A 12866-nucleotide genomic window follows, 5' to 3' on the forward strand; every position below is an offset into this window, starting at 1 on the left:
GCGGGTATTCGGTGATTTTAAAAGTCACGTGATCCAGGTACCGATTTCCGAAACTGTCAAGGGTTTTCGGGAAAAAACTCGACCCGCTATTGACCGGTCCGCGAAACGCTCGCTACGTTGATCGAGGAACGAGGGGGACCCGACAGGAACTGGCGGCCCGGGCAGGCGTGATGGCCGCCCGGGCGGACCGCCGGCCTTGCCTGCGCAGCGTCTCCGTATTCATCGGGGTATTCACCCGAGTCGTGCTCCGAACAGCAATTAGACAGACGTGCGTGAAATAAAGAATTTCACGCTGTTCACTTGTGCTGCGCGTTGACCAGACACGCGGCCGGGGGAGTTTATCGTGGCCAGTGACGAGCGGACCGAACCCGCATTCAGCCCCACCGGAGACCCGGCGGCCGATGCCTGCACGGCGTCCCGCGCCCAGCAGCGGATGTATTTCCTCCAGGAACTGGAGGAGGGCAGGCCGACCTATCACATGCCCGTCTTCTACGCCCTCGACGGCCCGGTGGACGCCGAGGTGCTCGGCCGGTGCGCGCAGCGGCTGACGGACCGGCACGAGGCGCTGCGTACCAGGTTCGCGCTGCGCGACGGCGAGTTGCTGCAAGTCATCGACGAGCGGGCGCGGTGGGAGTGGCGGACGGCCACGGCCCGGGACGCCGACGACGTCACCCGCTGGCTGGAGGCCGAACACCACCGGCCCTTCGATCTGCACCACGGGCCCTTGTTCCGCGCCGGGCTGCTGCACACCCCGCAGGGTGGCGCCGTGCTCGTGTTGAGCATGCACCACATCATCGCGGACGGCTGGTCGGTCGGCGTGCTGCTGCGCGAGCTGCTCACCGACTACGCGGCGCACACCGGGGACCCGGCGGCCGCCGCCGCGACCCCGCTCGAGGAGCCCGACTACCAGTACGCCGACTACTCGGAGTGGCAGCGGGACTGGCTGGAGAGCTCCGCCGCCCGACGTCAGCTCGACTACTGGGCGAGGCAGCTGGCCGGGGAGCTGCCGTCCACCGCCCTGCCCAGGGACCACCGGACCCCGGCCCAGGGGCGCCCGGGCAACGCCGCCACCGCCGCCGTCCATGAGTTCCCGCTGTCCCCGGAAGCCCTCGACGGGCTGCGGCGGCTCTGCCGGGAGAGCGGGAGCACCCTCTACTCCGGGCTGCTCGCGGTCTTCCAGGTGCTGATGAGCCGCTACACCGGGCTGGACGACGTCATCGTCGGCACCCCGGTGGCCAACCGGAACCGCAAGGAGTTCGAGAACACCGTCGGGCTCTTCGTCAACACCGTCGTCATCCGGTCCGACCTCTGTGACGACCCCAGCTTCCGCGACCACCTGGGGCGCGTCCGGGACACCGTGCTGGACGCCCAGGACCACCAGGATCTGCCGTTCGAGCGGATCGTCGAGCACCTGGGCCCGGAGCGGACCGCCGACAGCGCCGCCCTCTTCCACGTCATGTTCGGCTTCCACGACGAGGACGACATGACGGCCGGCCTGCCCGGCCCACGCGCCCGCCTCGTCGACGGGCCCGCCGGGAGCGCCAAGTTCGAGCTCACCTTCGACGTCGTCCGGACGGACGAGACGGTTCGCTGCCGGCTGGAGTACCGCGCCGACCTGTTCGAGGCGGCCACCATCGAGCGGGTCGCCCGGCACTACGAGCGGCTGCTGACCGAGGCCGCGACCCACCCGGAGCTGCCTGTTTCCGCCCTGCCCATGCTGTCGGAGACGGAGCTGCGCGGCATCGTCGGCGAGTTGCCGCCGGGCGCCGGGGCGCCCGCCGACTGCGCCCACGAGATCTTCGCCCGGCACGCGGCCGCGACGCCGGACGCCATCGCCCTCGTCCACGGCACCACCCGGGTCACCTACCGGGACCTCGACCGGCGCGCCAACCGCCTCGCCCACCGGCTGCGGGCGCAGGGCGTCGGCCCCGACACGCTCGTCGGGCTCTGCCTGCGTCGCTCGCCCGAACTGGTCGTCGGCCTGCTCGGCATCCTGAAGGCGGGCGGCGCGTATCTGCCGCTCGACCCCGACAACCCGCCCGAGCGGCTGCGTTACATCATCGGCGACGCCGGGCTGACCCACCTGGTCGGCGCCACGGACACCGGTCACCTCTGGGGCGACCTGCCGCTGCGCGCCGTCGACCTGGACCGGGACGCCGCCCTGCTCGCCACCGAGCCGGAGACCGCCCCCGGGACCGGCGTCACCCCGGACCACCTCGCCTACGTCATCTACACCTCGGGCTCCACCGGCCGCCCCAAGGGCACACTCGTCCCGCACCGCAACATCACCCGGCTGTTCTCCGCGACCGACCACTGGTTCGGCTTCGGCCCCGACGACGTCTGGACGCTGTTCCACTCGGTCGCCTTCGACTTCTCCGTCTGGGAGCTGTGGGGCGCGCTCGCCCACGGCGGTCGGCTCGTGGTGGTGCCGTACGCGACCAGCCGGTCCCCGGAGGAGTTCCACCGGCTGCTGCGCGCCGAGCGGGTGACCGTGCTCAACCAGACGCCCTCGGCCTTCTACCAACTGGCCCGCGTCGACGAGGCGCACACGGCGGCCGGACACCGGCCGGAGGACGGCGGACTCGCCCTGCGCTACGTCGTCTTCGGCGGCGAGGCGCTCGACGTCGGCGCCCTCGGCCGGTGGTTCGAGCGGCACCCGGACGACGCGCCGCGCCTGGTCAACATGTACGGCATCACCGAGACGACCGTCCACGTCACCTACCGGCCGCTGACCGCCCGCGACGCGCGGGAGGGCCGGGGCAGCGTCATCGGCGTACCGATCCCGGACCTGCGACTGCACCTGCTGGACCGGCGGGGGAATCCCGTGCCGCCCGGTGCGGCGGGCGAGTTGTTCGTCGGCGGCGCGGGCCTGGCCCGCGGATATCTGCGCCGGCCCGGGCTGACGGCCGAGCGCTTCCCCGCCGACGCCTTCGGCGACGGCCGCGGCCCGGCCGGCGAGCGCCTGTACCGGACCGGTGACCTCGCGCGCCTCCTGCCCGACGGAGACCTCGAATACCTCGGCAGGATCGACGACCAGGTCAAGATCCGCGGCTTCCGGGTGGAGCTGGGCGAGGTCGAAGCCGCGCTCGCCGCGCACCCGCTGGTCGACGCCGCGGTCGCGCTGGTCCGGCCCGACGCCTCCGGCGCCGACACGCTGGTGGGCTATCTGGCGGTCAAGGGCGGAACCGGCCCCACTGTCGAGGACCTGCGCGAGCACCTGGCGCGACGCGTCCCCGCGTACATGATCCCCGGCGTGTTCGTCACCCTGCCGGAGTTCCCGCTGACCGCCAACGGCAAGGTGGACCGCCGGAAGCTGCCCGCGCCCGGCGCCGGGACGGCCCTGTCGCACACCGCCTACGAGCCGCCCCGGGGCCCCGTCGAGACGGGCCTCGCCGAGATCTGGCAGCAGGTCCTCGGCCGCGAGCGCGTCGGCGCCCACGACAACTACTTCTCCCTCGGCGGCGACTCGATCCGCAGCATCCAGGTCCTGGCCCACGCCCGAGCGCGGGGGCTGGACTTCGCGGTGAGCGAACTGATGCGCCACCAGACCGTCCGCGACCTCGCCCCCGTCGTCACGACCACCGCGGGGGCCACGAAGGAGGCGGCGTACGAGCCCTTCTCGCTGCTCGACCCGCGCGACCGGGCCGCGCTGCCGGACGGGCTGGAGGACGCCTACCCGATGACCCGGCTCCAGGCGGGCATGCTGTTCCACAGCGACCTGCCGACCGCCGGGACCATTTACCACAACGTCGCGAGCTACCACATCCGCGCGCCCTACTCCGAGCGCGCCTGGCGCGAGACGATCGCCCTCCTCGCCCGGCGGCACGAGATGCTGCGCACCGCCTTCAATCTGCACGGCTTCAGCGAACCCCTGCAACTGGTCCACGCCGACGCGGCACCGGAGATCACCTTCGAGGACCTGAGCGCCCTCGACGAGGACGAGCGGCGCGCCGCAATCACCGCCCGCTACGACGCGGAGCGGGCCCGGCCGCTGGACTGGGAACGGGCGCCGCTCATGCGGTTCCACGTCCAGCGCCGGTCGGCCGACACCTTCCAGCTCTTCCTCACCGAACACCACGCCGTCATGGACGGCTGGAGCGAGCGGTCGCTGTTCACGGAGCTGAGCGAGACCTACCTCTGCTTCCTCGCCGACGAGCGTCCGTCGGCGCACGGGCCCCGGTCGCGGTTCGCCTCCTTCGTCGCCCTGGAGCGCGCCGCCGTCGACAGCGACGAACAACGCGCGTTCTGGGCCGAGCAGATGGCGGGCATGGCCGTCACCCGACTGCCCCGGCGGACCCAGGCGACGGGCCCCGCGAGGATGGCGCGGATGTCCTGGCATCTCGCACCCCTGCCGGACGGCCTCCACGACCGGCTGGCCGCGCTCGCCGCCGAGCTGGGGGTGCCGCTGCGGGTCGTGCTGCTCGCCGCGCATCTGCGGGTCATGGGACTGCTGGGCGGCAGCGACGACGTCACGACCGGGGTGGTCTACAACGGCCGCACCGAGGAGAGCGACGGCGACAAGGTCGTCGGCGTCTTCCTCAACACGCTCCCCTTCCGGCTCACCCTCCCCGACGGTACCTGGCGCGACCTCGTCCGTGCGGTCGCCGCGCTGGACGTCCGCGTCCACGAGCACCGCCGCTTCCCGCTGGCGGAGATCGTGACGGCGGCGGGCGGCGGCGCGCTCTTCGAGACGTTCTTCAACTACACCCACTTCCACGTCGAACGGGACGCCCCCGCCCCGGACGCCTTCGCCGTGCTGGAGGAGGACGGGGAGGCCGGCACCGACGTCGCGTTCGGCGCGGAGTTCTCCCGCACCCCGAACGGCGACCGGCTCGAACTCGGTCTGCGCTACGACGCGGCCCGCTTCACCCCCGAGCAGGTCGCGGACATCCACACCCACTACGCCGCCGTGCTCGGCCTGCTGGCCACCGACCCGGACGGCACCGGACACGACGCCGACCTGCTGACGAGGGACGAACACCGGGCGTACGCGCGGTGGAACGACACCCGCGTCGACTACGAGCAGCCCCACGTCCTGCACGAACTGATCGAGCACCAGGCCCGGTCGACGCCCGACGCCCCGGCCGTACGGTTCGAGGGCACCGAACTGGACTACCGGCAGTTGGACGAGGCCGCCGACGGCCTCGCCCGCGCCCTGCGCGAGCGAGGCGCCCGCCCCGGAGCCTTCGTCGGAGTCCTGCTGGACCGCTCGGCGGACCTGTCGGTCACGCTGCTGGCGATCCTCAAATCCGGTGCCGCCTACGTCCCGCTGGACCCGGACCACCCCGAGCAGCGAGTGACGTCCCTGCTGGCCGACGCAGGCATCACGCTGGTCGTCACCGACGAGCGCCGGCAAGCGCTCCTGCGCGCCGCGGGCATCGACGCGATAGGGCCGCGGACGACAGAAAGCCACCCGGACGGCCACGCCACCGTCGGCGCCGGCCCGGACGACCCCGCCTACATGATCTTCACGTCGGGCTCCACCGGAAAGCCCAAGGGCGTCGTCATCTCCCACCGCGCCATCTGCAATCGGCTGCTGTGGATGCAGGACACCTACGGACTGCGCCCGGGGGAGCGGGTCCTGCAGAAGACGCCCTACACCTTCGACGTGTCGGTGTGGGAGCTGTTCTGGCCCCTCCTGACCGGCGCGACCGTGGTGCTCGCCCGCCCCGGCGGCCAGCGCGACCCCGCGTATCTCGCCCGGGCCGTCCGGGCGGAACACATCACCACCGTGCACTTCGTCCCCTCCATGCTGAGCGTGTTCCTGGAGGACCCGGCCGCCGCGGACTGCACCGGGCTCACCCGCGTGGTGTGCAGCGGCGAGGCTCTCCCGCACGACGTGCAGAGCAGGTTCTTCGAGCGGCTGCCCGGCGTGGAGCTGCACAACCTCTACGGGCCGACGGAAGCCGCCGTCGATGTGACGTCCTGGCGCTGCCACGACGACGGCACGGGCGTCGTCCCCATCGGACGGCCCATCGCCAACATGCGCGTCCACGTCCTCGACCGGCACCTGGCCGAGGTGCCCCTGGGCGTCACCGGCGAGCTGTACCTCGAAGGCGTCGGCCTGGCCCTGGGCTACCACGGACAACCGGAGCTGACGGCCGAGCGGTTCATCGAGCACACCGGCCGCGACGGGGTCGCGCGGAGGCTGTACCGCACCGGCGACCTGGCCCGGCACCGGCCCGGCGGGGAGCTGGAGTACGCGGGCCGCACCGACCACCAGCTCAAGATCCGTGGTTTCCGGGTCGAGCCCGGCGAGATCGAGGCCGTCCTCGCGGACGACGACGCGGTGCGCGAGTGCGCCGTCCTGCCGCGCGGTGACCGGCTCGTCGGCTACGTGGTCGCGGCCGCCGGACACCGGCCCTCGGCCGCCGGCCTCGCCGAGTGCGCCCGGCGCCGCCTGCCCGAATACATGGTCCCCGGCGCGTGGGTCCTCCTCGACGCGCTGCCGCTGACCGCCAACGGCAAGCTCGACCGGGCCGCGCTGCCCGCACCGGAGTCCACCGACGCGCGCGGCGGGCACCCTGCGGCACCCCCGCGCGACGAGCTGGAGTCCCGGCTCCTGGGGATCTGGGAGCGGCTGCTGGAGATGGGCCCCCTCGGCATCCACGACGACTTCTTCGCCGCCGGAGGCCATTCGATCGCCGCACTGCGGCTGATCACCCGGATCAACGAGGAGTTCGGCGAGCGCCTCGGCGTCGGGACCGTCCTGGAGAACGCGACCGTCGCGCAGCAGGCGGACCTGCTGCGCGACACCCACCGGGCGGCCCCCGACGAGAGCGTGGTCCGCATTCAGCGGGGCGGCGAGCAGCCGCCGCTGTTCCTCCTCCACCCGATCGGCGGGCACGTCTTCTGCTACCGGGCGCTCGCCACGGCCCTGGGCCCGGACCGGCCCGTGTACGGCCTGACCGCCCCCGGCCTCGCCGAAGGCGACGCGCCCGGCACGGCCCGCACGGTCGAGGAACTGGCGGCCGGGCACCTCGAGGCCCTGCGCCGGGTGCGGCCCACCGGCCCGTACCACCTGGCGGGCTGGTCGTTCGGCGGACTCCTCGCCTTCGAGATGGCCGCCCGGCTGCGCGCGGCCGGCGAGCAGGTCGCCACGCTGGCCCTGCTCGACACCGCCTACCCGCGGCCCGAAGCCCCCGAGAATGACGTCGAACTGCTGGAGTGGTTCTACGAGGACCTCGCGCGGGCGGCCGGCGCCGTCTTCGACGACGACTCCCGGGCCGCCCTGCGCGCCCTGCTGGGCACCGCCGGCGATTCCGGCACCCGCCTCAAGGCCCTGGCCGAGCAGGTGGCCGAGGACCGGCTCGCCCCCGGCCTCGACGCCGACCGGCTGGCCCGTCACTACGAGGTGTTCCGCACCGGCGTCCGAGCCGCAGCGGCCTACCGCCCGCCGGTCCTCGACGGTCCGGTGACCTTCCATCAGAGCGCGACCGGCGCCGACCAGGGCGCCGCCCGGCAGTGGGCCGAGCGGGTCCGGGGCACGTTCGACGTCCACGACACCGAGGCCGACCACTACGACCTCATGCGTCCCCCGCACATCACGGCGGTCGCCGCCACCCTCACCCCGGGCCCGGCCGGCCGGTGAGCGCACCCCCCACCCGCAGACCTCTTCGCAACGGAACGGAAGACCACGTGAGAAGCGAACACACCGGCCCGCCGGCCGCGCTCAGCGGCCGGATCGGCAGCGGGCCGAGCGAGCTGCTGCACGACGAGGTGCTGGACCCCCAGTTCAGGTTCGAGTCCCGGCACCTGATGGGCCACTACGTCGCCATCGAGAAGGTGCTCGCGGCCGAGTACGAGCGGATGGGGCTCGTCACCCCCGGCGAGGCCCACGCCATTGCCATCCTGCTCGACGGCGTCGGCCCCGACACCCTCACCGCGCGCCCCGGTGCCAACATGTCGGACATCGCCTTCGCCCTCGAACGCCACGTCGAGGAGGGCCTGGCGAAGCCGGTGACGCGCTGGCACGTCGACCGCAGCCGCAACGACCTCCAGTCGTGCGCCCAGCTGATGTTCGGCCGCGCCCGCCTCGCCCACTTCGCCGAGGCCCTCCTCGAATTCGGCACCGTCGCCCACCGGTTGGCGGAGTCGACCCGCGAGCTGCCCATGCCGGGGTACACCCACTTCCAGGCCGCGCAGATCATCACCCCCGGCTTCTATCTCGCCGCGGTCAGCGAGCAGGTGCTGCACACCCAGCGGCGGCTGCTCGCGACCTACGACGGCCTCGACGCCTGCCCCCTGGGCGCCGGAGCCATGGCCGGCCAGGAACTCGCCTGGGACCGCGACCGGATGGCCCGCCTCCTCGGCTTCGCCCGGCCCCAGCCCAGCGCCCTGACCTCGGTCGCCTCCCGACGCTGGAGCACGGAGATCACCGCGGAACTCAGCCTCCTCGGCGCCGCCCTCAGCCGCTTCACCACCGACCTGCTCACCTGGGGCAGCAGCGAATACGGCTTCATCGAACTGCCCGACGAACTGTCCGGCATCTCCTCCGCCATGCCGCAGAAGAAGAACTACCCCGTCCTGGAACGCGTCCGCGGCCGCACCGCACACCTCGCCGCCTTCCACCTCGACGGCCTGCTCGGCCAGCGCAACACCCCCTTCTGCAACCTGGTGGAGGTCTCCAAGGAAGCCGGCACCCACCTGCTGAACGCCTTCGAATCGGCGCACGGCACGGTACGGCTGTTCACCGAGGTGCTGCGCCGGCTGACCTTCCGGGCGGACCGCATGCGCGAGGTGTGCGAGCGGGAGTTCCTCGGCGGATTCAGCCTCGCCAACTCCCTCACCCTGAACCGGGGCGTGCCCTGGCGCACCGCCCAGGTCGTCGCCGGCCGGTACATCGTGCTGGCCGCCGCCGCCGGGCTCCCCCCGGCCCCGGGTGACGCGGACCTGCTGCGCGAGGCCGCCGCCGAGAAGGGCATCACCCTCGAGGACCCGGCGGAGCTGCTCGCCGAGGCCTTCGACGTCCGGCGCGGACTGGAGCGCATGTCGTCCGCCGGATCGGCCCACCCCGAGGCCGTGCGCGAGCTGCTGCGCACACAGCAGGAGGAGTACGAGCGGCTGCGCGAGCAGTGGGCGCGGCGGTCGGCGGCCCTGCGGGCCGGCGCACAGGAGACGGACCGGGCGCTGGGCCGGGAGACGGAGCGGGGTGAGAGCCATGTCGGTACCGATGGTGACGAGCGCCGACCGCGCTGAACACGAAAGAGGGCCGGGCACCCGGACCGGCGTCGGACGGGCCTTCGGAACGTTCGGGGAACTGCTGCAAGGGGCCCTGCCCGAGCCGCGCGGCGAATTCCTCGTCACCTTCCCGATAGCCCGCTGGGCCACCGCCGTCTTCCACCACGACCCGGACGCCGACGCGATCGTCGTCCGCCCGGCGCACAAGGGCAAGTCCCGCCGCGTCGCGGCCCAGGTCCTCGCCTCCCTCGGGGTGCGCGGCGGCGGCCTGCTGGACATCAGCGGCGAACTGCCGGAGGGCAAGGGCCTGGCGAGCTCGTCCGCCGACCTGGTGGCCACCGTACGGGCGGTCGGCGCGGCGTGGGACGTGACGTTCACCCCGGCCGAGACCGAGGCGTTCCTACGGGGCATCGAACCCGCCGACGGCGTCATGTACGACGAGATCGTCGCCTTCCACCACCGCGATGTGCGCCTCGGCCACCGGCTGGGCGCGCTGCCCCCGCTCACGGTCGTCGCCCACGACGAGGGCGGCCAGGTCGACACCGTCACCCACAACCGCAAGGCCAAGGTGTTCGACGCCGAGGAACGCCGCGAGTACGCCGCCCTCCTCGGCCTGCTGACCGACGCGGTCGCGACCCGCGACCTGCGCACCGTCGGCGCCGTCGCCACCCGCAGCGCCGAGATGAATGCCCGGCACCGGGCCCGCGGCGGATTCGAGGACCTGCGCCGCCTGTGCCACGAGGTCGACGGCCTCGGTCTGGTCCTCGCGCACAGCGGCACCATGCTCGGCGTCCTCCTCGAAACCGCCGACCCGGGGCTGGCCGGCAAGACCGAGCACATCCGCGCCGGCTGTGCGCCGCTCGGCGGCGAGGTCTCCGTCCACCGCGCCTTGGGCACCGGCGACCGCTGGACCCCGGCGACGCCGCACGCCGATCCGCCCCCCGGTGCCCACCCGAGCGCCCACCCGAGCCACGAGCTGGAGACCTGAGCATGCTGTTCGACACCATGACCGACGCGATCGGTCACACGCCGCTGGTACGGCTGCGGCTGGGCGAGGACCGGGGCGTGGAGGTCTACGCCAAGCTGGAGCTGCAGAACCCCTTCGCCATGAAGGACCGCGTCGCCCGCAACATCGTCCTGGAGGCCCGGCGGCTGGGCACCCTGCTGCCCGGCGCCCCGATCATCGAGAGCTCGTCGGGCACCATGGCGCTCGGCGTCGCGCTGGTGGGCCGCTCCCTCGGCCACGCCGTGCACATCGTCACCGACCCGCGCATCGACCCGATCACCCTGGCCAAACTCCGCGCCCTGGGCTGCGAGGTGCACATCGTCGAGGCCATGACCAGCCACGGCTGGCAGAGCGCCCGACTGGAACGGCTGGCAGAGCTGATGCGCGACCTGCCCGGCGCGTTCTGGCCGCAGCAGTACACCAACCCCGACAACCCCGGCGCCTACCGCACCCTCGCCGAGGAACTCCTGCGCGACCTCGGCGGCTTCGACGTCCTGGTCGGCGCCACCGGCAGCGGCGGTTCGCTGTGCGGCTCGGCGCGCGCCCTCAAGGATTCCCTGCCCGGCCTGCGCGTGGTGGGGGTCGACTGCGTCGGCAGCGCCCTGTTCGGCCAGCCGGACGTGCCCCAGCGCCTCCAGAGCGGACTCGGCAACAGCCTGCTGCCCAAGAACCTCGACCGCTCGCTCATCGACGAGGTGCACTGGCTCAACGACCACGAGGCCTTCGCCGCCGCCTGGGACCTCGCCCGCGAGCAGCAGATCTTCGCGGGCAACACCTCCGGCTCCGTCTACCGCGTACTCGGCTCGCTCGCCGCCACGGCCGCGCCCGGCACCCGTGTCGTCGGCATCTTCCCCGACCGCGGCGACCGCTACGCCGATACCGTCTACAGCGACGAGCACTGGGCCCGACACGAGGTGAGCGAGCTGCCCACCGCTCCCGCACCTCGGGCCGTCCGCCCCGGCGACACCGCCCTGACCTGGTCGCACATGCCCTTCCAGGCCCCCGGCGAGGTGCTCCGACACCTGCTGTTCGTCGAGTCCAACACCACCGGCACCGGCATGCTCGCCCTGGACCTCGCCCGCGAGCTGGACACCGTCCCCGTCCTGCTCACCGGCGACCCCGACCGCTACGCCGGGCTGGCGGACACGGGCTGCGAGATCATCGTCTGCGACGCCAACTCCCAACCCGAGCTGCGCCGGGTGATCCAGGAGCGGTTCCGCCGCGAGGAGATCGCCGGCATCACCACCACCAGCGACTTCTACGTCCCCGTCGTCGCCGAACTCGCGCACTGGCTCGGCCTTCCGGGCAACCCCGCCGAGGCCATGACCACCTGCCGCAACAAGGCCACCCTGCGGGAGACCCTCGCCGCGGCCGGGGTCCGCCAGCCGCGGTTCGCGGTCGTGCGCGAGGCGGACGAGGTCGCGGCCGCCGTCGCCCGGGTCGGGCTGCCGTGCGTGGTCAAGCCCGTCGACGACTCCGGCTCCACCAACGTCCTGCTGTGCGCGGACGAGGCGACGGCCACCGCCCACGCGGCCCGGATCCTCGCGGTGCGCACGAACGTACGCGGCCTGCCCACGGCCAAAAGCGTGCTGGTCGAGGAGTACGTGGACGCGCCGGAGTTCAGCGTGGAGATGTTCTCCTGGGACGGCGGCACCGCATGTGTGGGCATCACCGCGAAGACCGTCACCGACGGACCGCACTTCGTCGAGCACCGCCACATCTTCCCCGCCGACCTGCCGCCCGCCACGGCCGAGGAGATCACCGAAACCGTCCGCGCCGCCCTGGACGCGGCCGGCGTACGCCTCGGCGCCACCCACACCGAGGTCAAGCTCACCGCGGCCGGTGCGAGCGTCATCGAGATCAACCCCCGGTTGGCCGGGGGCATGATCCCCGAACTCGTCCGCCGGGCCGGCGGCGTACGGCTCCTTGAGCAGCAACTGCGGGTCGCCGTCGGTCTGCCGCCGGAGCTCAAGCCCGACACCGACGGATACGCGGGCATCCAGTTCCTCCTCGCCCACGCCGACGGGCAGCTGACCGCCGTCGAAGGCACCGACGTTGTACGCGCCTTGGACGGCATCGAGGCCGTCACCCTCACCGCCGCGCCCGGAGACACCGTGCGCACCGCACGCGGCGCCGCCGACCGGCTCGGCCACGTCATCGCCCGTGCGGACTCCGGGCGGCAGGTGGCCGACGCCCTGGACTCGGCCCTGCGTCGGCTGACGCTCACCATCGAGGACTAGGCCTGCCCGGCTGTCCCTCTGCGGGCGCGTCCTGGCCGCCTGCGGCGGCGGGCGCCCTGCGGGCGCGTCCTCAATCGCCGGACGGGCTGGTTCTCGGCTCAGCCCAGCCGTCACGCCACGGCCTGACAACTCCCCTTCCTCCCTGCCGCCCGCCCGTCCACGGGCGGCGGCCCCCAACACCACTGAGGTGACCCACCATGAGCAACCCCTTCGAGAACGACGCCGCCACCTACCTCGTGCTGAGGAACGACGAGAACCAGCACTCCCTGTGGCCCGCCACCAACCCCGTCCCCGCCGGCTGGACGACGGCCCACGGCGAGGACACCCGGCAGGGCTGCCTCGACTACGTCGAAGCGCACTGGACGGACATGCGCCCCGCGAGCCTCGCGGCCGCCATGGGCGACCCGCGTCCGTGACGACGGTGACAGGCGAGCCCGAGG

5 protein-coding genes are annotated in these 12866 nt (G+C 73.1%); all 5 read left to right on the top strand.

The window, feature by feature from the left end; all coding sequences use genetic code 11:
* Nucleotides 1–343: 343 nt before the first annotated feature.
* The 5 genes from ACZ53N_RS07755 (at nucleotide 344) to ACZ53N_RS07775 (ending at nucleotide 12842) form a co-directional block, all read left to right on the top strand.
* Complete coding sequence (locus ACZ53N_RS07755; protein ID WP_469140031.1) at nucleotides 344–7591, top strand: amino acid adenylation domain-containing protein; 7248 nt, start codon at nucleotides 344–346, stop codon at nucleotides 7589–7591.
* A 47-nt stretch (nucleotides 7592–7638) separates the two neighbouring features.
* Entirely contained in the window at nucleotides 7639–9198 is a 1560-nt protein-coding gene (locus ACZ53N_RS07760) for a lyase family protein (RefSeq protein WP_469140032.1), read from the top strand.
* Nucleotides 9161–10168: a GHMP family kinase ATP-binding protein gene (locus tag ACZ53N_RS07765; RefSeq protein WP_469140033.1), complete on the top strand. Its 1008-nt coding sequence runs from the start codon at nucleotides 9161–9163 to the stop codon at nucleotides 10166–10168. The genes ACZ53N_RS07760 and ACZ53N_RS07765 overlap by 38 nt, the downstream gene beginning before the upstream one ends.
* A 2-nt stretch (nucleotides 10169–10170) precedes the next feature.
* Complete coding sequence (locus tag ACZ53N_RS07770) at nucleotides 10171–12426, top strand: pyridoxal-phosphate dependent enzyme (protein ID WP_469140034.1); 2256 nt, start codon at nucleotides 10171–10173, stop codon at nucleotides 12424–12426.
* 197 nt (nucleotides 12427–12623) lie between these two features.
* Nucleotides 12624–12842, top strand: coding sequence for an MbtH family protein (locus ACZ53N_RS07775; RefSeq protein ID WP_469140035.1), 219 nt, complete (start codon nucleotides 12624–12626; stop codon nucleotides 12840–12842).
* The last annotated feature ends 24 nt before the right edge of the window (nucleotides 12843–12866 follow it).

The sequence above is a fragment of the Streptomyces sp. NPDC033229 genome (genome assembly GCF_055576875.1).

Excerpts from the sequence above, each read along its gene's own strand:
- ACZ53N_RS07770 (WP_469140034.1), top strand. The coding sequence starts at position 10,171 with ATGCTGTTCGACACCATGACCGACGCGATCGGTCACACGCCGCTGGTA.
- ACZ53N_RS07775 (WP_469140035.1), top strand. The coding sequence starts at position 12,624 with ATGAGCAACCCCTTCGAGAACGACGCCGCCACCTACCTCGTGCTGAGG.
- ACZ53N_RS07765 (WP_469140033.1), top strand. The coding sequence starts at position 9,161 with ATGTCGGTACCGATGGTGACGAGCGCCGACCGCGCTGAACACGAAAGA.